This window comes from Streptomyces sp. NPDC127117, from assembly GCF_042677325.1.
Classification (GTDB): Bacteria; Actinomycetota; Actinomycetes; order Streptomycetales; family Streptomycetaceae; genus Streptomyces.
Genome location: NZ_JBHXTM010000092.1, coordinates 1 through 24,220 on the forward strand (window position 1 = coordinate 1; position 24,220 = coordinate 24,220).

At 68.9% G+C, this 24,220-nt stretch carries 23 protein-coding genes and 2 pseudogenes; 17 read left to right on the forward strand and 8 right to left on the reverse strand.

Annotated elements, in window-relative coordinates:
• Positions 1 to 1,537: 1,537 nt before the first annotated feature.
• Positions 1,538 to 1,969: a hypothetical protein gene (locus tag ACFVH0_RS38785; protein ID WP_351267393.1), complete on the forward strand. Its 432-nt coding sequence runs from the start codon at positions 1,538 to 1,540 to the stop codon at positions 1,967 to 1,969.
• A 108-nt stretch (positions 1,970 to 2,077) separates the two neighbouring features.
• On the opposite strand, the gene ACFVH0_RS38790 is transcribed toward ACFVH0_RS38785, so the two are convergent.
• Together ACFVH0_RS38790 and ACFVH0_RS38795 are read right to left on the reverse strand one after the other, a co-directional pair.
• Complete coding sequence (locus ACFVH0_RS38790; protein WP_351267394.1) at positions 2,078 to 2,350, reverse strand: hypothetical protein; 273 nt, start codon at positions 2,348 to 2,350, stop codon at positions 2,078 to 2,080.
• Positions 2,350 to 2,574 carry a hypothetical protein gene (locus ACFVH0_RS38795; protein ID WP_306313500.1) on the reverse strand — a complete coding sequence of 75 codons (225 nt, stop codon included), beginning with the start codon at positions 2,572 to 2,574 and terminating at the stop codon, positions 2,350 to 2,352. The genes ACFVH0_RS38790 and ACFVH0_RS38795 overlap by 1 nt, the downstream gene beginning before the upstream one ends.
• A gap of 497 nt (positions 2,575 to 3,071) precedes the next feature.
• On the opposite strand from ACFVH0_RS38795, the gene ACFVH0_RS38800 reads away from it, so the two are divergent.
• Entirely contained in the window at positions 3,072 to 4,343 is a 1,272-nt protein-coding gene (locus ACFVH0_RS38800) for a helicase associated domain-containing protein (RefSeq protein WP_385828153.1), read from the forward strand.
• A 44-nt stretch (positions 4,344 to 4,387) separates the two neighbouring features.
• Here ACFVH0_RS38800 and ACFVH0_RS38805 read toward each other — a convergent pair whose 3' ends face one another.
• Positions 4,388 to 5,281, reverse strand: coding sequence for a DUF4231 domain-containing protein (locus tag ACFVH0_RS38805; protein WP_385828137.1), 894 nt, complete (start codon positions 5,279 to 5,281; stop codon positions 4,388 to 4,390).
• A 308-nt stretch (positions 5,282 to 5,589) separates the two neighbouring features.
• On the opposite strand from ACFVH0_RS38805, the gene ACFVH0_RS38810 reads away from it, so the two are divergent.
• A complete protein-coding gene (locus tag ACFVH0_RS38810) occupies positions 5,590 to 5,961 on the forward strand; it encodes a hypothetical protein (protein WP_385828138.1) in 372 nt (123 codons plus the stop codon).
• A gap of 174 nt (positions 5,962 to 6,135) precedes the next feature.
• Here the strand turns inward: ACFVH0_RS38810 and ACFVH0_RS38815 are convergent, their stop codons facing one another.
• Positions 6,136 to 8,136 (reverse strand): PQQ-binding-like beta-propeller repeat protein, encoded by a 2,001-nt coding sequence (locus ACFVH0_RS38815; protein ID WP_385828139.1) that lies wholly within the window; start codon positions 8,134 to 8,136, stop codon positions 6,136 to 6,138.
• 730 nt (positions 8,137 to 8,866) lie between these two features.
• On the opposite strand from ACFVH0_RS38815, the gene ACFVH0_RS38820 reads away from it, so the two are divergent.
• Complete coding sequence (locus tag ACFVH0_RS38820) at positions 8,867 to 9,133, forward strand: DUF6192 family protein (protein ID WP_385828140.1); 267 nt, start codon at positions 8,867 to 8,869, stop codon at positions 9,131 to 9,133.
• A 253-nt stretch (positions 9,134 to 9,386) separates the two neighbouring features.
• On the opposite strand, the gene ACFVH0_RS38825 is transcribed toward ACFVH0_RS38820, so the two are convergent.
• Positions 9,387 to 9,521 (reverse strand): hypothetical protein, encoded by a 135-nt coding sequence (locus tag ACFVH0_RS38825; RefSeq protein ID WP_385828141.1) that lies wholly within the window; start codon positions 9,519 to 9,521, stop codon positions 9,387 to 9,389.
• Between ACFVH0_RS38825 and ACFVH0_RS38830 the strand changes: the two genes are divergently transcribed.
• The 5 genes from ACFVH0_RS38830 to ACFVH0_RS38850 all read left to right on the forward strand — a co-directional run bounded on the left by ACFVH0_RS38830 (position 9,510) and on the right by ACFVH0_RS38850 (position 16,214).
• On the forward strand, positions 9,510 to 9,788 hold the full coding sequence (locus ACFVH0_RS38830; RefSeq protein WP_385828142.1) for a hypothetical protein: 279 nt from the start codon (positions 9,510 to 9,512) through the stop codon (positions 9,786 to 9,788). The genes ACFVH0_RS38825 and ACFVH0_RS38830 overlap by 12 nt on opposite strands.
• Before the next feature lie 362 nt (positions 9,789 to 10,150).
• Positions 10,151 to 11,827, forward strand: coding sequence for a sensor histidine kinase (locus ACFVH0_RS38835; RefSeq protein WP_385828143.1), 1,677 nt, complete (start codon positions 10,151 to 10,153; stop codon positions 11,825 to 11,827).
• Complete coding sequence (locus ACFVH0_RS38840; protein ID WP_385828144.1) at positions 11,824 to 12,501, forward strand: response regulator; 678 nt, start codon at positions 11,824 to 11,826, stop codon at positions 12,499 to 12,501. Before ACFVH0_RS38835 ends, ACFVH0_RS38840 begins: the two co-directional genes overlap by 4 nt.
• A gap of 316 nt (positions 12,502 to 12,817) precedes the next feature.
• The gene (locus tag ACFVH0_RS38845) at positions 12,818 to 13,597 is read left to right on the forward strand and encodes an ABC transporter ATP-binding protein (protein WP_385828145.1); all 780 of its coding nucleotides are present in this window, start codon (positions 12,818 to 12,820) and stop codon (positions 13,595 to 13,597) included.
• A 49-nt stretch (positions 13,598 to 13,646) separates the two neighbouring features.
• The gene (locus tag ACFVH0_RS38850) at positions 13,647 to 16,214 is read left to right on the forward strand and encodes an ABC transporter permease (RefSeq protein ID WP_385828146.1); all 2,568 of its coding nucleotides are present in this window, start codon (positions 13,647 to 13,649) and stop codon (positions 16,212 to 16,214) included.
• 222 nt (positions 16,215 to 16,436) lie between these two features.
• On the opposite strand, the gene ACFVH0_RS38855 is transcribed toward ACFVH0_RS38850, so the two are convergent.
• A complete protein-coding gene (locus ACFVH0_RS38855; protein WP_385828147.1) occupies positions 16,437 to 16,688 on the reverse strand; it encodes a hypothetical protein in 252 nt (83 codons plus the stop codon).
• 985 nt (positions 16,689 to 17,673) lie between these two features.
• On the reverse strand, positions 17,674 to 18,297 hold the full coding sequence (locus ACFVH0_RS38860) for a hypothetical protein (RefSeq protein WP_385828148.1): 624 nt from the start codon (positions 18,295 to 18,297) through the stop codon (positions 17,674 to 17,676).
• Between the two features lie 92 nt (positions 18,298 to 18,389).
• On the opposite strand from ACFVH0_RS38860, the gene ACFVH0_RS38865 reads away from it, so the two are divergent.
• Positions 18,390 to 18,566 (forward strand): alpha/beta fold hydrolase, encoded by a 177-nt coding sequence (locus ACFVH0_RS38865; RefSeq protein WP_385828149.1) that lies wholly within the window; start codon positions 18,390 to 18,392, stop codon positions 18,564 to 18,566.
• Positions 18,567 to 18,659: 93 nt separating this feature from the next.
• Positions 18,660 to 19,853, forward strand: coding sequence for a serpin family protein (locus ACFVH0_RS38870; protein ID WP_385828150.1), 1,194 nt, complete (start codon positions 18,660 to 18,662; stop codon positions 19,851 to 19,853).
• A 62-nt stretch (positions 19,854 to 19,915) separates the two neighbouring features.
• On the opposite strand, the gene ACFVH0_RS38875 is transcribed toward ACFVH0_RS38870, so the two are convergent.
• Positions 19,916 to 20,302, reverse strand: a complete 387-nt coding sequence (locus tag ACFVH0_RS38875; RefSeq protein WP_385828154.1) for a transposase family protein — start codon at positions 20,300 to 20,302, stop codon at positions 19,916 to 19,918.
• Between the two features lie 109 nt (positions 20,303 to 20,411).
• Between ACFVH0_RS38875 and ACFVH0_RS38880 the strand changes: the two are divergent.
• From ACFVH0_RS38880 to ACFVH0_RS38905, 6 genes and pseudogenes are all read left to right on the forward strand, one after another.
• Positions 20,412 to 21,237 (forward strand): annotated as a pseudogene (locus tag ACFVH0_RS38880) (IS5 family transposase).
• Between the two features lie 12 nt (positions 21,238 to 21,249).
• Entirely contained in the window at positions 21,250 to 21,720 is a 471-nt protein-coding gene (locus ACFVH0_RS38885) for a hypothetical protein (RefSeq protein WP_351265287.1), read from the forward strand.
• Positions 21,641 to 22,594, forward strand: a complete 954-nt coding sequence (nudC, locus tag ACFVH0_RS38890; RefSeq protein WP_351265290.1) for an NAD(+) diphosphatase — start codon at positions 21,641 to 21,643, stop codon at positions 22,592 to 22,594. The genes ACFVH0_RS38885 and nudC overlap by 80 nt, the downstream gene beginning before the upstream one ends.
• 119 nt (positions 22,595 to 22,713) lie before the next feature.
• Positions 22,714 to 22,941, forward strand: a complete 228-nt coding sequence (locus tag ACFVH0_RS38895; protein ID WP_385828151.1) for a hypothetical protein — start codon at positions 22,714 to 22,716, stop codon at positions 22,939 to 22,941.
• 360 nt (positions 22,942 to 23,301) lie between these two features.
• Positions 23,302 to 24,119, forward strand: a protein-coding gene (locus tag ACFVH0_RS38900) for an IS5 family transposase (RefSeq protein WP_385828152.1) whose coding sequence is annotated in 2 segments (ribosomal slippage) — positions 23,302 to 23,631 and positions 23,634 to 24,119 — 816 coding nt in all. Because the reading frame shifts where the segments join, the coding sequence is not laid out codon by codon here.
• Between the two features lie 7 nt (positions 24,120 to 24,126).
• Positions 24,127 to 24,220: pseudogene (locus ACFVH0_RS38905) on the forward strand (transposase); the annotation flags it as partial.

Here is a 24,220-nt window from a genome sequence, read left to right on the forward strand (position 1 = left end):
TTGCTGTGCCACTCCGTGGCACAGGGTCATGGTCGGCGCTCCGCGCCAACCATGACGATCCGCCAGGGCGGATCACTACCAGCCACTCCGTGCCTGGTAGTCGGCCCGCTATGCGGGCTGCTGGCTGCGGAAGGGGTGCTCTCGTCCCGAATCGCAGGGGTAGCCGAACCTTGACTCGCAATCAGGCCCCGCACCCCTCGAACCCCATAACTGCCCCAAAACCGGCGTGCGTCATTCTTGTAGCGGGCTGGCTTTAGGACTCAGCGCGCACCACCTGGTGCCCGCCTCGTCCCTCGAAAACCTCACCTCGTTGAATCCGAATAATGACGGCAAATCAATCTGGAAAACTCTCCAAGGCTCCGCCATTCCGCGCTCTGAGCATGCGTCAAAATCCAACCAGGCTCCTTTGTGGAATCAGCACGCACACCTGCTCAAATTCAATCAGGAAGGTCAAAGGACAGTGCCGTGGAGCGCGCGGCGGTCTGAGGAGTGCGGGCGTAGCGGTGGGCGGCGAGGCCGTCGACGGCCTGGAGCGAGGCGGCGACCGCGGGTCCGCCGGCGGTTCGTCCGGAGGCGGGGCGGTGCGGATGTCGCGGACGGCTTGGCGGACCACCACGTGCACGGCGGCCGGGTCAAGGGCCTGAAGGCCGCTGTGAGCGAGCTTGGAGAGGCGGTGAGCGCATCATCAGGTCGGCGACGTCGCCGGAACGCGCGGAGACGGCAATCAGGGCGCGCTGGGACAGGCCCGCAGTCGAGCACGGCCGCGGGTCGACACGTCGGTGTCTCACATGCAGGACTCCTGCGGCCTGGATGGCCCCAGGGCGTGGGCGACGTCAAGCAGCCGGGACACCCGTGACCAGCCGATGCCGGCCACCCATCTTGGAACTCCCGCCCCGCTGACCAGGTATTCCTCACTCAATGACCAGCCAATCCTCACTGCTTGTCCAGCAGCAGCGCCCGGCCATCACTGCTCAACACCCCGTAGAAGCACCCGAATCGGCCCGGCCCACAGCCCCCAAGGGCGGACACCAGACTGAGAACCAACCCGGACACGAAAGCGAGAACTCCCACTTCACCGCCAGGAGCAGCAGGACGTCGGTGGCCGAGCAGCACGAGACGCTGCACCCGGCCGGTGACAGCCGCCGGTGTGCGGGTTGAATCTCCTTCCCCCCGAGGCGGAGCTCGGGCCGGGAGCAGCGAGAGGCGGCGTCCGAGGAGGAGAGCATGGCGCCCGTCGTGGAGCCGTTGCCGAGGGGCAGGGTGCTTCACCACCGCTCGAAGCGCTGTGCGCCGCTGTGAGCGCCTTTCTGGGCCTTGATTGTCTCTCGGGAGCCGGGAGGGCGACAGGGCGCCGCAGACGGCCGTACAGCGCCCACAGGGACATGATCGGCCACCTTCCCCAGCCAGAACGACGCGGGACCCGCGCCGCTCAACCCCACGGAGCCGTGCCAGGGCCAGTTGCACACCGATTTTTTGAGCGTGTTCAAATGGGTTGTGGGGGTGGCGATCCCGCTGCCTGATCCGGGGGGAGAAGTGTGTGGACACGCAGGTCGACATGAAGACGGCACGAGGGATGGGGAGGAGCGGCTTCGTCGCTGTGCTGGTCGCACTGATGACGGTTCTCGTATCGGGGTGTGTGGGTCTGGGCCCGGTCCATGTCGACCCGGGCGACCTGCCCGGGGTGTACCGGAATGACGACACGGGTGCGGAGATCCGCTTGGAGGCGGGCGGTCGGTTCTCCGCCGTCGGCTTTTCCCAGGACGATGTGGAGATCGATGGGGGTACCGCCCCTCTCGGCGACTTCGGCGGCACCTGGGATCCCACCCCCTCGAACTTCGTGTATCTGGAACCCGAACCCGACGGGATGAGCGACATCCAGCTCTGGACGGTGAGTTCGAAGAAGGTGTACCTGCAGCCGGACGTGGACGGGCCGATCACCCTGACACTGGGCAAGGTCAAGGACTCCTGATTCCTGAAGAACGGCTGGCGGCGGGGCGCGGACAGCACGGCCCCGGGCCGGTCTCGGCTACCAGTGAACACCGCCCTGACCGGTCGGCCTGGTCCAGGACGTCGCGGGTCAGACCTCGAGGTAGGCGACCACGACCACGGTCCGCAAAGCCGTCACCCAGTACAACAAGCGCACGCGCTCGACCTCGTCGGCGTACTCACGCAACTGGGGGCCAGCGGCGCTGCCGGGGATCGGCTCGCCGACCTCGGGATCGACGGAGACGACGACCAGGGCGCGGTCCAGGGCGTGGATCTCCGCCTCGCTGGTGATGTTCTCCAGCTGCTTGGCGGCGGAGTCGGTGAACGCGATCCGGGCGCGGCGCCGGCTGTGCTGCGGGGGCATCAGGCGACGGCCGGGCGCTGGGAGGCGAGGCGGGCGAGGTGGGCCTCGCGCAGCTCCTCCCAGGGGGTGCACTGCTCGGGGTCGGGCAGGCCGTTGGTGGCGATGTCCTCAAGGACGGCGGCAAACCGGTCGGCGTCGGCGCGGGTCTTGGCCGCGTACGCGCGGACGGCGTCGGCGGCCGCGGGCTCCAGCTGCCGGGCGGCGGGGGCCGGCTGTTCGCTCATCGAGGGCTCCAGGGGGCAGAACTGGCGTTGCTCACCACGGTATCGCCGGGCCAGGGGGCCCGGGACCACTCCGGCGGAACCGGCCCCCGTGACTACGGTCCGTACTGCTCGTAACCGCGCGGGCGATCAACTCTCATGTGTCACGCTCGGTTCCCGAATTGGGAGCTCTCACTTCCCTGACCAGGTAATCCTCACCCAGTGACCAGCCAATCCTCACTGCTTGTCCAGCACCAGCGCCTGGCCATCACTGCTCAACACCTCATAGAAGAACCCGAATCGGCCCGCCCCACAGCGCCCAAGGCCGGACACCAGACTGAGAACCATCTCGGACACGGAAGCGAGAACTCCCAGTGAAGGTACTCGGGGAAGGGGTGGATACAGCGGAGTGCGACGCGGTGCTTTTCGCGGACACGCGTGGGTCGATGGTCGACATCGTGCAAATGGTCGGGCGCGCCCTGCGGACCCGTCCCGGGCGCGGGAAACTCGCCACTTTGATCGTGCCGGTATTCCTCGGGCCGGGCGAAAGCGGCGATGAAATGGTGACGTCGGACGCCTACAAGACCCTCTCGAAGGTCCTCGGGGCGCTGCGGGCGCACGACACGGACACCATCGAGGCACTGGCCGACCCTCGCATCCGCAGCGGCCGGGAGGACACCGACGACCAGGACCAGGAGCACGACGACATCGACGCCGGGGACGTCCCAGAGGACGGAGACGGGGCGGGGGTGCTGCGGTTCAGCGAGGAACGCGACCCGGCCGTGCTGGCCCGGTTCGTGCGGCTGCGGGTCATCGACCCGGAAGGGGCGTACTGGCGGCGCGGGATCGAGGCGGCTGGGCGGTGGCTGCGCGAGACCGGGAACCCCGTGCTGCGGGTGCCGTACACCGTCGTCACGCCCGAGGGCTGGGGCGGGGTCGGCGGGTATCCGCTCGGGCAATGGATCGCCGACCAGCGCCGCGCCTACACGGCCGGGACGCTGGAAGCCGGACGCGTCGGCGAGCTGGAGAAGCTCGGGATGGTGTGGTCCGAGCAGGACGCGGCCTGGGCGGACGGGATCGCCGTCGCCAAGGAATACGCCGCGGTGCACGGCCACTTCCTCCCACCGACCACCGCAACGTGGAAGGGGCATCCGATCGGGGTGTGGGCGAAGAACGCCCGCGCGGCAGCGCGCAGGGCGCGCGAGAACGAGGAGCTCCGTGCGGCCGGCCTCCCCGTTCCCTCGTCGGCCGGCGCGATGAACCAGGCGCGGCAGGATGAGTTGGACGCGATCGATCCGGGGTGGTGCCCAGTCTGGGACACCGGGTGGCAGCGCTGCTACCGGCTTGTCCACAACCACGTCCAGGCCGGCGGCCACCTCCCGGAGACCGTGGGCGACGTCGTCGTCCAGGGCGAAGACCTCGGACGCTGGGTCACGGCGCAGCGGTTCGGGTGGGAGCAGCTGCTGCCCGTACAGCAGTGGATCCTGGAGAACACCCTCAAGCTCGCACCGGCCGAGGAGGACGAACGGCCGGTGAAGCAGACACAGGACACGAAGTGGGCAGCCAACCTCGCAGCAGCACGGCAGTTCCACACCCGTGAAGGACACCTGAGAGTCCCCCGCAAGCACGCCGCGCACCTGGAGACGGAAGACGGCCCGGCAGGCCGTCAGGGCGGTACTGACGGGGTCGTGGTGGTCAAGCTCGGCACCTGGCTCGACAACGTCCGCAAACGCGCCGCGAAACTCCCCCAACAACGCCGAACCGACCTCGACCAACTCGGCATGCGCTGGTAATCGCGCAACAGGAGCGGCGCACCAGATTGCCGATCCCCACACGCTCAGGCGGGAGGAGGGCTTAGCGGAGCTGCCTGGTCTGCCGGCTGGTCAAGTTGTTGCTCACGTCGCCGCTGCTCGTTGCGAAGGGCCTCTACCCGCTGCGTGAACACAGCTAGCGCCTCGTCCCCCTGGTCCTGAGTGAAATGACGGTACTCCCCGACGCCCAATGCCAGCGCGTTCGTCTCCTCCTCGATGGCGTCAGCAGTCTGGCGCAAGAAGTAGCTGCGCTCCCGGTACTTGTAGTACCCGCTGAACGCGGTGGCGACGGTCACACTAAACCCGAGACAGACCACAGTGATGTTCTGCCAGTTCCAGTTTTTCGCCTCCAGTGCGGCAATCGTCGTCATCGCGGTGGAACCGATCATCACCAGGTTTTGAAGGCCGTTGTGAACCCGCCGGTACTTCCGGCTCTCGGTCTGGTACTGCGCGATGACCTCAGCCGCATCCTCGCGGTACAACCCTCTGCGCTCCCTCAAAGGGGCCTGCGACAAGGCGCTCAGCAGCCGAAGGGCCTCCCGGTTTGTCTCCAGACGCTCCTGCATCTTGGTACGGCTGTGGTCGTACCGGTCGGGCACCATGGAAGGGCCGAGTTCCAGAAAGTTGTGCGCTTTCACAAGGTGATCAACGGACGCCACGAGCAGAGTCAGCACCGAGAAAACCAGCACCGTCGCCAGGGCGGCGTTCCCGGCGACCAGGGCCTTATGGTGACCGGCTTGCACGGCTGTCCAGGCCACGAGTCCCGGGATGGACACAGCAGCCAGAGCCAGCGCTGTCCCGCACTGTCGGGCGCGCCGCCTTTTCCAAGCGAGGTCGCGTTCGTCCTGCCTGACGGACACCTGCAGGCTTCTGATTCGCTCCGGCTCCGCTAACGGAGTGCCCTGCGTGCTGCTGGCCAACTCTGCTCCTGGTCCTGCGGTTATCCGACGGCGAGGATCCGAGTATCAGGTGATGCCAGGCCGTCCCTCAGGCGATCGACCCGGCTGTGACACGCCCCTTACAGAACCGGACCTGCAAAGAGGCCCACCCCGGTATGGGGGTTCCGTCGCTGGTAGGCCTTCTGCGTGTAAGCGCTGACCGGCCTCCTGGCGTCGCGCCGACCAACTACGAAAAGCGGCAGCGCGGCCTGGGGCTCCAGACGGCGTCTTGTGAGCAGGAGGAAGGCCGGTTTCAAAAATCGTCCCTGCCCCGAGGTCTGCTGGGCGGGGTGGACGAACTGGTCCGCTGGAGCGGGTCGGTCGTCCACCTCAAGGAATCCACACTGGTCAAGCATCCGAACAGCCTGGACGAGAACTGGTCCTCACGGCCGCCGCGGCTGGACAGAGCCCCTAACCCATGCGGCTGGCTGTCGTTGAACGGGCCAGGAGACGAGTTGGAGGCCGGGATGGATGCCACGGACCTGGGGATCACGCCGACGACGGGACCGAGCTGTGAAGGCGTCCGGGACCTGATCGTGGAACTTCTGGCGTCCAACTCCCTGATCGGCCATGTCGCCGCGCTTCAAGCACCCCGGGGCGACATCGGGCTTCAGCTGGAGATCGGCGGACTTGACTTCGAGGTCTGGGTTGAGCCCGCGTGAAGGTCTCTCCGGCCACCGCGATACATCGCTCCGGCCACCCGCTTCAGGGTCGGCCACCCGTGCGGCAGCGGATCCGGTGGTCCTGCCACTGCTCGGGCCAGCGAGCGGCTGGCCAACAGTCGGGTGCTCTCCTCGAAGATCTCCTCGGCCCGGCCCGTCGTTCCCGGCAGGGGGCTATGCCTGGTTCGCCTCGTTGGCCGCGTCCAGGGCGTACACATACTTGTCGCGGCTGACGTACACCACCCCGTCAGCGACCGCTGGCGTCGAGGAGACCTTGCCGCCGGTGTCGAGCACCCATTTCTCGGCCCCGGTCGTCGCGTCCAGGGCGTACACCTTTTCGTCGCTGCCGACGTACACCACCCCGCCGGCAAGCGTCGGCGACGAGGAGTACTTGCCGCCGGTGCCGAAGACCCACTTTCTGGTGCCGTTCGCGTTCAGGGCGTAGATCTTCCCGTCCCCCCTTCTGCCGTTGACGTATACCACCCTGTTGGCGACCGCTGGTGTCGTGAAGAGCGGGCCCACTTGATCGGTGTTCCACTGGAAGGCCCCGGTCGCCGCATTGACGGCGCTTACCGAGTTGACGCGGGCGTATGGACCGTCGTGGCTTTCGCCGCAGGTGAAGTACAGGATCCCGTCGGCCACTGCCATCCCGTATACCGTGCCGTCGGATTTGAGGGTCCATTTCGTGGCGCCGGTGGCCGCGTCCAGGGCGTACAGCCGAGTTAGTTCTTGGTCGCCGAAGTACACCAGCCCGTGGGCAACCGTCGGCGACGAGGCTGCCCAATGCTCGACGGCCCATTTCGCGGTCCCGGTGGCCGCGTCCAGGGCGTACACCTTGCTGCCCGTTGCGCCAGTGGACTCGTCGCAGCCGTACACAGTCCCGCCGTCGGCCGCCAGCGACCTGTTCGTCACCGGGTTGCCGGTGTCGAAGGCCCACGCCTCGGCCCCGGTGATTCTGTCCAGGGCGTGAATGTACCCGTCCGCGCTGCCGACGTACACCATCCCGCTGGCAACCGCCGGCGTCGAGGAGACCTCGCCGCCGGTGTCGAAGGCCCATTTCTTGGTGCCGGTGGCCGCGTCCAGGGCGTAGACCTTCTTGTCCGTGCTGCCGACATACAGCTCCCCGCCGACCGCCACCGGCGACGAGGCCACCCCGCCGGTGGCGTATCGCCACCGGATCCGCGGGTCGAGGTGGTCCTGGTCGAACAGGGCGAGGGCGGTGGTTGCGCCCGCGCCGATGGCGGCGGCGACACCGAGCCGCAGCGCCGTACGGCGGGTGACGCGCCGCCGCTGCGGCGGGGGGCCGACGGGCGGCCGGTGCGCCGGTGTGCCGACGGTCGGGTACGCGCCGTGTGGGGCGGTTTGGGTGGGGAGTTCGCGGAGTCTGTCGTGGACCTCGGCGGCCGTCGAGGGGCGGTGGTCGGGGTTCTTGGCGAGCAGTGCCAAGACGAGGTCGTCCAGGGCTGCGGGGACGCCGGGTCGGATGTCGCTCGGTGCCACGGGTTCCCGGTGCAGGTGGGCGGCCATCATCGCGACCGGGCCGGTGGCCTGGAAGGGAATGTGCCCGGTGAGGAGTTCGTGCAGGACACAGCCCAGGGAGTACAGGTCGGAGCGGGCATCCCCGGGGAGGTCGCCGAATCGCTCGGGCGGCATGTAGGCGAGCGTGCCGATCACCTTGCTCGACTTGTGCGTGGACTCCATGTACCGGGCGACGCCGAAGTCGAGGATCTTGATTCGGCCGTCCGGGCCGAGCATGAGGTTCGCCGGCTTCAGGTCCCGGTGCACGACCTCGGCCTCGTGGGCGACGTGCAGCGCCGCGGCGGTCTGCGCCGCCCAGTCCGTCGCCGTCCCCGGCTCGGGAGGGCCGTCCTCGCGCAGCACGGTGTCCAGGTCCCGCCCGGGGAGGTACTCCATCACCAGGTAGAGGGTGCCGTCCTCGGGATCCTGCCCGAGGTCGAACACGGTCACCACGCCGGCGTGGCTCAATCCGCCGGCGGTGCGGGCCTCGCGGAAGAGCAACTCGGCGCCGGAGGTGTCCCGCCGGTCGTGCGGCAGCAGCTTGACCGCGACACGGCGCTCGATCACCCGGTCACGGCCCTCCCACACCTCGCCCATGCCGCCCCGCCCGACGAACGCGACCAGCTCGTACCGACCGCCCAACACCCGTACAGCCATGGATAACTCCCCCGAACGGCCCACCGCGCGCCGCAGTCGTCGAATCGACCCGCCCTCGCGAGACACACGAAGATTCCACACTCGCACAGCCCACGAGGCGGATCGTGCCTACCGACCGGGATTCCCGGTCGGCGGCAAACTCCCGCAGGTGTGGATGTCGTGCGTCGCGATCCAACCACCGTTCTCCACGCGGCAATGCGGGCGCGAGGTTCACTGGGAGCTCTCAGTTCCCTGACCAGGTAATCCTCACCCAGTGACAGCCAATCCTCACTGCTTGTCCAGCACCAGCGCCTGGCCATCACTGCTCAACACCCCATAGAAGCACCCGAATCGGCCCGGCCCACAGCGCCCAGGTCCGGACACCAGACTGAGATCCATCCCGGACACAGAAGCGAGAACTCCCACATTTGCGCCGGACAGGGTTGACTTCTACGACAATCCGCTTTTCCGTGGAGAACTCCTATGACTTGGAGTCCCCGGCCTCACGTCTGTCCCCGGGCCGGTCTCCTGCAGGTGGTGGGCACGGCCAGTCCGGCACCAGCGGGGCGGCCAGCAGCCGGGGATCCGGAGTGGTCGGTGAACACAACCCTGACGCGGCTGGCCGGGGACATCGGCCTGAAGTTCAGCACAGTGAAGTAGGCCCGGTGGGTGGCTTCGCGCTGGCCGGCCGGCCGCCGCCAGACAGGGGTGTCCTGGACTGTCCACCACACCCTGGCCTACATCGAGAACGATGACGAGCAGTTCACCGCGGCCCTCACCCCGCCCGACGGCAAAGCCCGCTGGCCGACCCGACGACGCCAGCCGCCGGGTCCGCCACCAGGTCGAGAACCCGGTAACGCCGCAAGAGAAGATCAGCGCGATCCACACCCTTGCCCAGGACAACCACGTCGCCGCGGCGGTGACCAGCGACTTCCTGAAACGGCCGGAGGTGACCGCGGAGGCGACGGCGGTCGACAAGGCCCGAGTGGTGGAGGAATGCCAAACCGGGCTGTGCTGAGCGGCTCAGACAACGAGCACGCAGGAACAGGCAGGCCTCACACCCGACTTGGAACCCCACCCCCCGAACGGAAGATGACCCAGTCAACCCGCGAAACCCCAGCCCACAGAAACCCTCCCTACGCACACCCACCAACCGGAGACACAAATCCACACACCGCCATCCACTGCCACAACCAGCCATCAATACGGAAACTCCTCACGACAACCAGCTATCTGAGCACTCCAGCTCAGACAGCTGCAACACACACAGATCACTGGGTGCGGACATCCAGGAACCGGTCGTCACGCCCGAGCGGCTGATGGGCGAGGACCGGCACACCGAGGAGGTGCGCGGGCAGCGCCTCGGGGCGCTCCAGGCGGCGCTCCTGCACACGATGGAGCAGCACAACCTCCAGACGTGCATCACCTTCCACCACCGGACCATAGAGGCCGCGGCGTATGCGGAGGGCCTGGAGCGCGTGGCCGAGCGGCTGCACGCCGACCGGCCCGAGACGTACCCGGCGGAGATCTGGGCGGACTGGCTGTGCGGCGAGCACGTCCCGGAGCTCCGGCGGGAGGTGCTGCGCGGGTTCGGCTCCACCACCCGGCGGGCCGTGCTGTCTCCGGCACCTCGCAGGCGATCAGGTAGGCGTGCATCTGGCGAACTGAGGTGACCGGCTGCTTTCGCTCTCGAATCCGCCAGGCGGACATCCGCGAGAGAGGCGCGAACTCCTTGGACCGAACCTCTGCTCGCTCTTCCATCTGTCTGGACGAGGGCTCGCCGTTCTCCTACCAGACCTGCCTCAGCGCCGCTGCGAGGTCCGCCGAAGTGAGAACGAGTTTGAGGCGGGGCGCATCGGTCATGCGGTGGCCCCTGCCCGGCGGCGGCGCGGCGTGAGCGAACCGTAGTCCGACGCATAGGAGTTGCCGCCCTGCGCCCACGGCACGGCATGGGCCGGGCTCTACCGAAAGACAGAGTGCTGGATCGGTCCTGAGGCCCACGCCCGCGCGCCCGTGGCGACCAATACTGGATGGCGTGCCCCTCATCAGCCGTTTCCGTCGTTCCGCCCGCCCCATGCCGGACACCCCGGCGCGTCCGGGAGGGGCTGGCCGGGACATCGTGGAGACGGCCGGTGTGGCCCTCGCCGCCTTGTGTCTGTTCGTGGTCGCCCAGCGGCTGTGGAATCTGCCGCACCCCGTTTTCCAGCTGTGCGTGGTTACGGTCGCCGTGGTGCTCTTCCCGTTGCGGCGGCGCTGGCCCGAGGCCGTGCTCCTGGTCCTCGCCGTGCTTGCCGGGGCAGCGACCGTTGTCGGCCCCACGACGGCGGCCACCGCGTACACAGTGGCGCTCGACACGGCCCTGCCGCGCCACCGGGTCCGGCTGCTGGGCGGCGCGAGCCTACTGATCATTGCATCCGGGACCGCGACCGGCCCCTCGTGCGGCCCCGGCTCGGCCATTTACGGTCTGGAGCTCGGGTTGGTTCTGGCGGCAACCGCCGTGGTCGTTCCCGGCTTGGTCGGTACGGTGTACGGGCAGCAGGCCCGGCTGCTGCGGGCGCTGCGCGAACGCGGCGACGCGGCCGAGCAAGCCCGCCGGTTCGCCGACAGCGAGGCCCGCACCCACGAGCGGTCCCGGATCGCCGCCGAGATGCACGACCTGGTGGGCCACCGGCTCAGTCTCATCTCGCTGCACGCCGGCGGTCTGGAACTCGCCCTCGACCAGGCCGCGCCGGAACTGCGCGAGGAGGCCGTCCTGGTCCGGCGGACCACCCGGGAGGCGATGCGCGAACTGCGGCAGGCGCTCGGGGTCCTCGGGCCGCTCGGTCGGGACACCGGCCCGGACACGCTCACCGACGCCACCGGTACCCGGGCCGACGTCGAGGCACTGGTCGCGGAGTCCCGCGGTGGCGGGATCGCCGTGCGGCTGGAATGGAGCGGCCCCGACCTCGACGCATGCCCGGCGCGGGTGCGGCGCGCGGTGCACCGGGTGGTGCGGGAGGCCCTGACGAACGTGCACCGGTACGCATCGGCCGCCCATGTCACTGTACGGGTCGAGCAGGACGACCGGACCGTGCGGGTGACGGTCCGCAACGGTGCGTCCCCCGCTTCGGCCGGCACACCGTCCGAGACCGGGACGGGGCGCGGCCTGACGGGCCTGCGCGAGCGGGTCGAACTGCTCGGCGGCACCTTTGAGGCCGGTGCCCTGCCGCCCGGCGGGTTCCAGGTGGTCGCGGACATCCCGGCGCAACCGGACGACGAGGTCGTCTGGAAACCGTCCGGGGGCGGCGTGGAGGCTTCTCCTTCGGCCGCGACCAACGCCGCGGCGGCGCTGTCGCGTGAGCCGCGGACGGCCGGGGCGCTCACGCTCGCCCTTGGGGCGGTGGCGCTGTGGGTGCTGATGACGCTCGCGATCGCCCTGGTGTACGGCCAGCCCAGGCATTCGGCCCGGCCTGTGGAGCCGCGTCTGGGGATGTCGTACCAGGAGTTGAAGGGGGTCTTCGACAGCCCGGCCGTGCGCGCTGCGGCCACCGGGCACGAACCGCCGCGGCCCGCTGGCACGCTGGGCTGCGTCTACCCGGCCGCCGGCCCCGGCCCGCGGCCCGGCGCCTTCGACATCACCCGGTACTGCTTCAACGCTGCACAACGCCTCATCTCCATCGACCGTTTCAGCGTCCCGTCCGTACGGGACACCCCACCCTGGGAGACCCCATGACCGAGCCCACCCGGCCGATCCGTGTCCTGCTCGCCGACGACGAGGCAATGATCCGGCACGGGGTGCGGTTGATCCTGCGGCACGCCGACGGCATCGACGTGGTCGCCGAAGCCGCCAACGGGCACCGGGCGGTGGAGGAGGCCGCCGCGCACCACCCGGATGTGGCACTGGTGGACATCCGGATGCCCAGGTGCGACGGGCTGGCCGCGATCCGGCCGCTGCTCGCGCTCGATCCGGCGCCGCGCGTGGTGATGCTGACGACCTTCGGTGACGAGGAGAACGTGCTGCGGGCGCTGCGGGACGGAGCCTCGGGGTTCCTGCTGAAGGACGAGGGGCCGCAGGAGCTGATCAGAGCGGTCAGGGCGGCGGCGGCCGGTGACGCGGTGCTTTCCCCCGGGGTCACCGGAGCGGTGATCGCCCGGATGCTGCGCGGCGGCATCTCGGACGCCGACGGCGTGGCCCTGCAGGACGAGCGGATCGCCCGGCTCACCGGGCGCGAGCGGGAGGTGCTGGCGATGCTGGGTGAGGGGTTGTCGAACCAGGACATCGCGGAACGGCTGGTCATCGGCATCGGCACGGTGAAGACGCATGTGGGCGCGATCCTGGAGAAGACCGGATCGACGAGCCGGGTGCAGGCGGCCCTCCTGGCGCATCACGCTGGCCTGCGCCTCTGACCCCGGACCACTCCGCGTACCCGCGTGGCCCACGTGAGGGACTCATTCGGTGGGCCAGGTGCGCCGTCCGCGTTCCTGGAGCCCCGGCCGTGCCGCCCGTCGTAGGTCCGGCCAACACCGCGGGTTAGACCAAAGGCAGAGATAAGTCGGTGAAGGTCTATCGAAGGGCAGGGACGGGCAGCTCGTCTCTGCCCTTCGACGGACCACAACTACCGCCTCTGGGGCGATGTTTGTGCAGGTGAGAGCTTTGAGGATGGGAATGTCCCCTCTGGCCCGCGGGATGCTCGCGGGCCATCGTTCCCCAGGCGGAGTCCTCATGTCACAGATGTTCGTTTCCCCCGGTGCCCTTGACACCGGACCGGCCGCCCGTGCCACGGGCCTGACCAAGGTGTACGGGAAGGGCGAGACTCAGGTCACCGCATTGGACTCGGTGTCCGTGGAGTTCGCGCGGGCACGGTTCACCGCGGTCATGGGTCCGTCCGGATCCGGCAAGTCGACGCTGATGCACTGCATGGCGGGCCTTGACCCGGTCACCTCGGGTTCCGCCCGGATCGGTGGTGTCGAACTTGCGCGCCTGAATGACCGTCAGCTCACCGAACTACGGCGGGAGAAGATCGGCTTCGTCTTCCAGGGCTTCAACCTGCTGCCCACCTTGACCGCGCTGGAGAACATGACGCTGCCGCTGCGCCTCGCCGGCCGGCAGCCCGACGCCGAGTGGCTGGCCGTCGTCGTCGCCACCGTGGGGCTGGCCGGGCGCCTCGCACACCGTCCGGCCCAGCTCTCCGGCGGCCAGCAGCAGCGCGTCGCCGTCGCCCGCGCCCTGGTGTCCCGTCCGGAGATCGTGTTCGCCGATGAGCCGACCGGCAATCTCGACTCCCGTTCCAGCGCAGAGGTGCTGGGCTTCCTGCGCGACTCGGTGCGGGAACTGGACCAGACCGTGGTGATGGTGACCCATGACCCGGTCGCCGCAGCCCACGCCGACCGCGTGGTCTTCCTCGCCGACGGCCGGCTCATGGACGAGTTGCACACCCCGACCGCCGACGCCGTGCTCGACCGGATGCTCGCGTTCGAGTCCCAGGACCGCCACACCCGCTGACCGCCCTCACCAGCCCGCCGTTTCCCTCCCATACTTTCGAAAGCCCGCCATGCTGCGAACAGCCCTGCGCAACGTTCTCGCGCACAAGACCCGCCTGGCTATGACCGTGCTCGCGGTCTGTCTCGGTGTCGCATTCATCTCCGGCTCCCTGGTCTTCGCCGACTCCACCACCGCCGCCTACCGCGCCGCCATGTCCAAGAACTACGCGGACATCGCCGTGAGCGTGAGTCCGAAATCCGCTCCGGGCGCCTCCACCGACGAGCAGTACGGGGCCCTGGACGACGCCCTGGTGCGCAAGCTGTCCGCCATTGCTGGCGTCGCCTCCGTCCGCCCGATGGCCAACGGGTCGGTCACCCTGGCCGCCAAGGACGGCACACCGATGCGGGCCGACAACATGCTGGGCCGTTTCGGCGTCTCCTACATACCGGGTTCCGACGGCACAGACAGCCGCTACCCGCTCACGTCGGGCCGCGCCCCTCGCGACAGTGTTGAGGTCGCGCTGGACCGCGGGACCGCGGCGGCCGCCGGCTACTCCCTCGGCGACACCGTGACCCTCGCCACGGACGGACCGGTCCTCAAACTACGTCTGGTGGGCCTGGTGTCCACCACGGACAGCCGGGTGAACGCCGGCGGCACCCTGGCGGTGTTCGACAAGACCACAGCCCAGAAGCTATTCGCCACCCCGGGGCACTACGACGGGATCGACCTGACCGCCGCACCGGGCACCGACCAGTTCGAGCTGGCCAACCGGGTCAGTGCCGTGCTGCCGGCCGACCGGGCCGAGGCCACCACCGGTATCGCCCAGGCCAATCAGCAGTCCGTTTTCATCGCGGGCAAGACCAAGAGCTACGAACGCCTTCCGCTGCTCTTCGCCGTGGTCTCGCTGTCCATCAGCACGTTCCTCATCATCAACACCTTCACCATGCTCGTGACACGCCGTACCCGCGAAATCGCGCTGCTTCGGGCGATCGGCGCCACCCGCCGCCAGGTGGTCCACTCGGTCCTCGCCGAGGCGGCCCTGGTCGGTCTCGCCGCGTCCGCGCTCGGCTTCGTGCTGGGCCTGGGCGTGGCCACGGTACTGCCGAACGTGCTGGACACGTCCGGCGACCTGCTGCCCAGCGGGCCGCTGGTGATCGGCCCGGCCGCGATCCTCGCCTCGCTCGTCGTAGGCGTCGGCGTCACCGCGCTCGCCGCCTGGCTGCCGTCGCGGCGCGCGGCACGGATCGCTCCCATCGAGGCGATGCGCACGGCCGAGCAGCCGCCGTCCGCCATGGTCTCCCGCGTCCGCGGCGCGGTCGGCCTGATCATGGTCGTTCTGGGCGCGGGCCTGCTCTTCTCGCTGAGCAACGCGACGAGTGCCGACGACGACGATCTACAGACCGCAATGTTCGGATGCGGCATCCTCGTGACCGGTCTGATCGTGCTGGCCCCGCTGCTCGCCGGTCCGGTAATCCGCCTGATCGGCCGGCTCACCACCGGCTTCGGCGTCGTGGGCGACCTCGCCCGTGAGAACACCCTGCGCGATCCGCGCCGCACCGCCGCCACCGCCGTCGCCCTGATGATCAGTACGGCGCTGGTCTCCGATCTCGCCGTCATCAACCATTCCACGAACCAGGCCCTGGATGTCCAGGCCGCCGCCGGACTGAGCGCCGACTACGTCATCAGCACCCGCAACACCACCACCGCCATCGACTCCGCCGCCGTCCAGCGGGTCGCCAACGTGCCCGGGGTGCGGACCGCCTCCGCCGTGGCGGACTCCACCATCTCCGCCGGCCCCCTCGTCAAAACGGTCTCCGGGGTCGACCCGAAGACCGTCGACGACGTGATGAAGCTCCACTTCCTCAGCGGCTCCGCCAAGGACCTCGGCCCCAGCAAGCTCGCCGTCTCCCACAGCTTCGCCCGCGACCACCACGTCACCACCGGCGAGCAGATCAAGGCGAACATCGGCCCCGGAACCGGCGACCGCGACGAGCCCCACACCGTCGTCGGCGTCTACCAGGACAACCCCACCGCCCACGACGTCCTCGGCTACCGCGCCGACGTGCAGAAGTACGCCTTTCTGCGCGATTCCGTGCAGCGCATCCTGGTCCGCACCACCGACGGCACGGTCTCCAACGACCTGGAGAAGCGCCTGCGCGCCGCCGTGAGCGACAGCCCGCTGCTGAAGGTCCAAAGCCGCGCCCAGCTCGTCCAGGAGCAGGCCGGCGTCGCCGGCGACCTGCTGACCCTGATGTTCGGGCTGCTCGCCATCGGCGTACTGATCTCCGCGCTCGGCCTGGTCAACACCCTTGCCATGTCAGTCTCGGAGCGAACCCGTGAGATCGGCGTCCTGCGCGCCATCGGCATGGACCGCGCCGGAATCCGACGCATGATCCGCCTGGAGGCCATCTACGTCGCCGCCTTCGGCACCCTGCTCGGGCTGGCCGCCGGACTCTTCGGGGCGTGGAAGGTCAGCGGACTGGCCAACGGCGCGATCCCCCAGTACTCCTTCTCCCTCCCCTGGCCCACCCTCGCCCTCGTGGTCCTGCTCTCCCTCGCCGTCGGCACGGCCGCTGCCACCCTGCCCGCCCGACGGGCCGCAGCACTCAGCCCGCTCGAAGCGGTCACACAGACGTAGGAAGACGGCCGGCACCGCCGCTGACGTGGCCCCGCTCGGACCCCACAGGTCCGTGCCCGCCCGGAGAGGGGTTCTGCGAACAGCGATGGAACGCCGCGCCTTTGTCACGATCTCCGGCGCCGCCCTGTCCGCGCTGGCCGCGGACTGGGCTGCTGGCCCTCCGAGCGCGCATGGCCGGCAGGGTAGCGCCCGAGGGCGCCGGCCTGGGCGCCTCCTCGGACGTCAGCCCTTCGGTACGGGAGGCAGCTCGGCGTGCCTGACCGTGTAGCCACCCTTGGTCACCGGGGCGTACGGCGCAGGGGCCATGCAGGTGCCGACGGCGGCCTCTGCGGGAGCGGCGTCGCCGTCCGGCAGCAGGTTCACACCGTCCCAGGAGAAGCCCACACGGTCGTCGGAACGGCCCTTGTCCTTGCCGCCGTCGTAGACACTGAACCCGACCCGCTCGCCGAGGTTGTCCGGGCCGCCCGGGCTCACCTTTGTGATGATCGCCGTCAGTGTCGCCGTGTGGGGGCCGGTGACCACAGAAGCGGCTTCTGGAGCTCAGCATCACCGTGTCCACGCACCCTTTCTAGGATTCCGTGGACGGCGGCAGCCGTGTCGCCGCCCGTATGGCGCTAAAGCACGTCCACGAGCAGCCCGAGGACGAGGCGGCGTAGCCGACACCAACTGATATACGGCCACCGGACCGCTACCCCAGCCACTCCATCCTGTGCGACATCCCGTGAGTTCCCCTGAGCCCTGCTGAGTCCCCGTCCCTCTGGCCAGGGGTTTCTTCCTCCTTGGAGTGCTCTGTGGCCCCATGACGTAATTTCGCGGTCGAAGAGGCCCTCGTCCACGGGCCCAACCCGCACCACCTCACCGAGGACTTCGGCCTGGATGAGAAGACAGCGATCCGCTACGCGAACTCTGCTCGCGCTCTCCTGAAACGGCCCTTGGAGAACCACCCCTCGGCTTCACCTCGAACCCACGGGTCCGCCTTCTAACGAGCCCGCCACCAACGTTTCAGCGGAGGTATCCGAGCCACGGAACCGCCGTGCTTGAAGACGTCCGCTCCGCCCGGTGGCCGACACCCCGGTGGAGGGCACCGACCTGGTCGAGGCCGACGACCCCGGGCAGAACTCCGGCCAGCTCACGGCGCCGCTGCAGGCGGGCACTCTTGGGAAACTCGGGGCCCACCCGGGCGTCCGCCGCCTATACATAGGGGAACGAGAACTCCGCGCCCGGCCGGCCGCCGGGCCAGCCCGCACCGCGCGGGCCCCGACGGAACGGCGAGCACCTGGTGCTGAACCTGGAAGAGCGCGTCACCCGAGTCTGGCACCAGGAGGTCCGGCCGCTGGTCGCGGACGCCTGCCGCTGCCACAGCACTGGCACCCCCCGGGCCGCGGCTGGCGCGACGGCACCTCGACCGAAGTGGCGCCGGTCTACGGCACGGTGCCCGATCATGCCGCGCTGCTGCCGGTCATTGAGGCGTTCCACACGGAGCTGGCTGCGAGCTACCAGTATGCGTGAGGCGCTCGGCGAACCGGGCCACTGCTGGATAGACGAGGGCGGCGGCAAGAAAGATCACGGCGAGGCCGGTCCAACCGGGTCGGCCCGCCTCGACCACAAGTGTCACCAGCGGCGGGCCCACTACCTGCGCGGTGCTGAACCCCAGCCCGAACGTGGCGAAGTAGTCACCCTGCCGCTTGTCCGGGGCCAGCGCATGTGAGACCCCCCACGAGCCGGCGGAGCAGAACAGCTCTGCGGCAGTGATCGTCAGGACGGCGCCGAGCAGCAGTCCGAGCGCGACCGGCAGGGACAGACCGTTGTGGAATATCAGCAGGAACGCGCAGCAGGCGACGACCGACAGTCCACCGAGGCGACTGGCTCGCGCCGCACCGCGGACGTCTTCCGAGCCACGCGCAGCGGGAACTTGGAAGGCGATGACCAGCAGGGCGTTGAGGAGGGTGATGACGGCGACCGTCCAGTTCGGCACGCCTTCCGTGCGCACCACGATCAGCGGTAACCCCACGGTGGCAATGGCGGCGTTGAGCGCGAGAACGCCGGATATCGCAGTGATCGCCAGGAAGCCTGGTGCACGCAACGCGCTGGGCTGGACCGCGCCCGCACGGACCGCTGGAAAACGGACTGCGACCACACCACGACGGGTGGCGGCTCGGCTCTCACCCCACGGACGTGATCGACTCCGACACCCGCGTGCTTGGCGACCACTGGCACCAATGGCTGGGCTCCCACTGCCCAGCGCTACTCCTGCACGGCACGGCCAGCACCGTGCTGCCCACCGCGCAGGCCCGCGAGATGGCATCTCGACGCCCCGGCACCACCCTGGTCGAACTGAACGCCGACCACTGAGGTTTTCTCAGTGACCGCGACGTTCAATTCGCTCGCCAGTTGGCACGTCCGGCTCTACTCTCGCGAGGATCCGGGAGCAGCGAAAGGACAAGCATGGTCGGGCACGGCACAGTCGAAGCCATCAACGGACTGACCGCACGTTGGGCCGCGACTCTGCCTCAGAAGGGCACGGTTCTCGCCGCAGCCGGGGTGTGGCCGTTGCTCGGCCTCCTTGCCGACGGAGCCGCAGGTCCCGCCCGGCAGGAACTCTCGGATGCACTCGGCATCCCGGCGGACGGCGCCGCAACGGCAGCCCGAGATCTGCTCTCCACGCTCGGAGCGACGCGTGGTCTGAGCACGGCCCTGGGACTGTGGACCTGTGGCACCCTGCCCCTCGAACCGGCCTGGCTGGACCAACTGCCCGCCGACGTGCACGGGCAGCTCACCGGCGACCCCGACAACGACCAGTTGCACCTCGACGCCTGGGCGGCCAAGTGCACGGACGGGCAGATCGACGCGATGCCGGTCACGGTGAACGATGGGACTCTGCTGGTGCTGGCCAGCGCCCTGACCCTCCGCACCGACTGGATCCGGCCCTTCACCTCAGGCGGTATGGAAGCCGAGGCAGGGCCCTGGCGGAACAGGGACCTGGCCGGCCTGCACCGAACCACCAGTCTCCTGAATCGAGTCGGCATCGCGGACACGGCAACCGGCCCCCTCACCGAACTCCAAGTCATCGGCACCCACGGCGTCGACGTCCACCTGTACCTCGGAACACCTGAGGCGACGGCAGGCCAGGTACTGACTGCCGCCGTGGGCACACTCCACAACCGCCGGGCCATGGTCCCAGGCGATCACCTCCCCTACGGCACCCCGGGCCCTGGGCTGTCCGTGACTCGCGTTCCCAGTGTCGACGGCGAACCCGCGCTTCACGTATCCACCGTGCCGTTCACCATCACAGCCGAGCACGACCTGCTCGACCACCCCGACCTGTTCGGCCTGCGCACGGCGACGGACGCCTCAAGAGGCCACTTTCCCGGCATCAGCGCCAAGCCACTTGCCATCCAGGCCGCCGCACAGGCGATGACGGCGACGTTCGGCGCGCGCGGCTTCCGCTCCGCGGCCGTCGCCGCCTTTGGCGCGGTGGCCGGTGGCGTCCCGCGCTACTCCTTCCGGGCCCGCGAGATCAGCGCCTGCTTCGACCGACCGTTCGGGTTCCTTGCCCTGCACCGCACCTCCCGACTCGTCCTCAACGCGGGCTGGGTCACCGACCCCGACACCTTCGAGGCAGCCTCCTGGGACTGGTGAGCGCCCCATCAGAGGCAGGGCCGCAAGGAGCTCGGCCAGGCACTGAGAATTTGCAGCAAAGATCATTTCCAATGGCCGTTGAGGACGAGGGCGGCGCGGGCGATGTCGCCGATCCGGCTCGGGCTGAGCGTGACGTGCTTGAGCGCACGCCAGCGTTCCTTCAGTTCGGCGGCGGTCCGCTCGCCAAGTGCACGCAGGTCTCTGATCAGCATGTTCTTGGTGCGGGTATCGGCGTGAAGTGCCCGTTCGGATTTGCCCTTTGGGCGGCGGACCGGGATGCCGATGCCGATGCCCGCACCGAGGTAGCCCTTGTCTGCCAGGGTGGGCAGGCCCTCGGCCGCCGCCTTGTAGAGCGCCGGCAAGGCATGGATGCGGGCAGCAGTGATGTCCGGGGTGGAGCCGGGCTCGACATGGGAGACCCACAGCGGAGTGCCGTCCGGGGCGGCCAGGAATTGAGAGGGCGTTGGGTGAGGCTATGTCCGTTTCGTCGTTGCACGTTCGTGTGGGGTCTTCGGGAACCGGTGGCGGTTGAGGCGTCCTCGGTGGTGCGCTGGCGCGGTGAGTGAGCGCAAGGCGTATCCGAGTGACGTGTCCGACGCGCAGTGGTCGCTGATCGAGCCGATCCTGCTGGCCTGGAAGCGCGCATCCGTCGAGTTCGGGGCATTCCGGCAGCTACGAGTACCGGGAGATCATGAACGCGATCTTCTACCAGAACCGGACCGGGTGTCAGTGGGCCTATCTGCCTCACGACCTGCCGCCGAGCTCTGCGACGTACTACTACTTCCAGACCTGGCGCAAGGACGGCACCGACCAGGCGATCCATGACATCCTGCGTGCCCAGGTCCGGGCCGCGGCGGGCCGCGCCGAGGATCCGTCGTTGGTGTCGATGGACACCCAGAGCAACCACGCGGCGGTGAACGTCCCGGCCGCCACGACAGGCAAGGATGCGAATAAGAAGGTTCCAGGTCGGAAGCGTGGCCTGGCCGTGGATGTCATAGGGCTGATCATCGCGGTCGTCGTGGTGGCGGCCTGCGTCCACGACAACACCATCGGCAAGCAGCTGCTGGACAAGGTCGCGCAGGCCGGGACCGTGCAGACCGCCCTGGTCGACCAGGGCTTCAAGTCCAGCGTGGTCGATCACGGCGCCGACCTGGGCATCAAGGTGGAGATCGTCAAACGCAGCCCCGACGACGTCGGGTTCGTCCCGCAGGCTAAACGCTGGGTATCCGAGCAGGTCAACGGCATCCTGATGTTGCACCGTCGCCTGGTCCGCGACTACGAGGCACTGCCGGCCAACGCCGAGTCCCGCGTGTACTGGGCGATAACGGCGAACATGTCCCGCAGGCTGACCAAGGAGTCGACGCCGACCTGGCGCGGAGCGTAGGAGGACCCGCCGATGTCACGCACCGCACTGGAGAGGATCGCCGACCGGGAACAGGCGATCGGCGACATCACCGAGCAGCTGTCCGCCGAGGTCAGCCAGCTCACCGCCCGCCTGGCCGAACTCGACGCGGAACGCGCCGACCTGGCAATCGCCCGCAAAGTCATCCTGTCCCTCGGCGACGACGAGCCCACCGGCGACCGGATGCCGGGCCTGCCCGACAACCCGATCTACCAGCACATCCTCACCGCGCTCATCGACGCCGCAGCCCCGCAACGCTGCCGCGACCTGTGCCGCACCCTGGCCACCGGCACCGAGCCCACGCACATCTCCGGCATGCGCAACAAGCTCAAGCGTCTGACCAGCGCCGGCCTCGTCGTCGAGACCGAGCTCGATACCCCAGTTGGTGGACGCCCACTATCGTGGAATCTGCGCAGGACAGGACGGGCTAGGGGGAACCTTGTATTACAGCGGCTTGGGGCTTGACCGGGTTGGCGGCCGGCGTACCGACTCGGAGTGGGTCGCCGGGCTGTTGACGAGCCCCAGTACCCAGGTGATTCCCTTGTGGCGGGACCACTGTCTGGTCCGCGACGACAGGCCCATCCGGCTGCCGCTGGCCGAGGCGCGGGGCATCCTCGACGCCGCCGACGACCAGGTGTTTCTCGGCCTGGACGGAGAGGCCGCGGTGTTCGCAGCCGACGTGTCCCGCGTCGACCGGTCCAACGCCGTCGAACTGGCCACCGCGGACACGGTGCTGGAGGTGCGAGCCATGGTTCCCACCATCACGCCGGACGAGGCGGGCCTGCTCGCGTATGCCCGTGGAATCCTGCACTGGAACCGGAATCAGCGGTTCTGCGGCGCGTGCGGCGGTCCGGCCGTCCCCAGCAACGGTGGCCACCTGCGGACCTGTCAGGACTGCGGAAAGCTGCTCTTCCCGCGGATCGAACCGGCCGTGATTGTGCTGGTCGAACTACCCGGCACGCCTCGGCGCTGCCTGCTCGGCCGGCACGCGGGATCCGGTCCGGACCGCTTCAGCACGCTGGCTGGGTTCGTCGAGATCGGGGAGAGCCTCGAGGACGCGGTGCGCCGCGAGGTCGCCGAAGAGGCCGGTGTCGAGGTGGGGACGATCACCTATCAGGGATCCCAGTCGTGGCCGTTCCCATCCGGGATGATGATCGGGTTCCGCGCCGAGGCCGTTTCCGACCGGATCGACGTGGACAACGTGGAGGTGGTGGAGGCACGTTGGTTCACGGCGGCCGAACTTCGGTCGCGAATTACGGACTCCGCTGTCGGCGGGCCCTACCGGGTCGACTCGATCGGCAAGGTGCTCATCGACCAGTGGTTGGCCGACGTGGAGTGAGTCAGCTTGCCACACTGTTGGGGGGAATGTGAGCCGAACTCGACGCGGAACGCGCCGACCTGGCAATCGCCCGCAAAGTCATCCTGTCCCTCGGCGACGACGAGCCCACCGGCGACCGGATGCCGGGCCTGCCCGACAACCCGATCTACCAGCACATCCTCACCGCGCTCATCGACGCCGCAGCCCCGCAACTCTGCCGCGACCTGTGCCGCACCCTGGCCACCGGCACCGAGCCCACGCACATCTCCGGCATGCGCAACAAGCTCAAGCGTCTGACCAGCGCCGGCCTCGTCGTCGAGACCGAGCCCGGACTGTTCGCAATCCCCACACCCAGAACAGCCGACTGACCGCGTGACCTGCCCACACACCGTCACAACGACGAAACGGACATAGCCTCACTCAACGACCTCTCAGTTGCTGCCGCATCCGCAGTCGTCCATCTGTGTTCGCCTAGTAGTGCTTCGTTACCTTGAGTGATCTTGCCTGGTGGTGGGCATCATCAGGGTGTGAAACTGGGGGATGTCGAGCGGCTCCGGGGCGAGTTGGCGGAGTTCCTGGGTGATGTGTTCGGGTCGTTGCCGCGGCGGGATCAGCGGCGGTGGGGTGCGTGATATCTGCGGGGTCTGATGCTGGACGGTCGGCGTAAGAGGCCCTAACAGAAGGCGTTGATGGTGTGACTGTCGGCTTGGCCGCTCGTTGGTCTGTTCGTGGGGAAGAGGAACTCTCGACCGTGGGTCGTTTCGGACGAACTGTGGCTGTTGATCGAGCCGTTGCTACCGGTCCCGGCCCCGAAGCTGGTGGCGGGGCGTCCGCGGGTGCCTGACCGGCAGGCGCTGTGCGGGATCCTGTTCGTGCTCCATACCGGCATCCAGTGGGAGTACCTGCCCCAGGAGCTTGGCTTCGGATCGGGCATGACGTGCTGGCGGCGCCTGGCCGCGTGGAACGAGGCCGGTGTGTGGGACCGGCTGCATGTCGTTCTGCTGACAAAGCTGCGGGCGGCAAAGCAGCTGGACTGGTCCCGGGCGGTGATCGAATCCTCCCATGTCCGGGCCGCTCGACGGGGCCCAAAAGCGGGCCCAGCCCGGTCGACCGAGCACGGTCGGGCAGCAAGCACCACATCCTGGTCGACGGGCAGGGCATCCCGCTCGCCGTGTCGCTGACCGGCGGCAACCGCAACGACGTCACGCAGCTGATGCCCCTGCTCGCGAAGATTCCGCCTGTCGCCGGGAGGGCCGGGCGACCGCGAAGGCGACCGGACGCGCTCCTCGGCGACCGAGGCTACGACCACGACAAGTACCGCCGTCAGGTCTGGGCGACAGGCGTCAAACCGTTGATCGCCCGCCGCGGTGTCCCACACGGATCCGGACTGGGTATCCATCGCTGGGGCGTCGAGCGGACCATCGCCTGGCTCCACGGCTTCCGCCGACTCCGTATCCGCTGGGAACGACGCGACGATATCCACGAAGCCTTCCTCGGCCTCGCCACCTGCCTCATCACCCACCGACACGTCCAACGCCTTTGTTAGGACCTCTAAGTCGATCCAGCCGATGGCCGAGCGGCTGCCGGACGGGAACATGCAGGCCCTGCAGCAGTTCGTGAACCAGTCGCCGTGGGATCCGTTGCCGG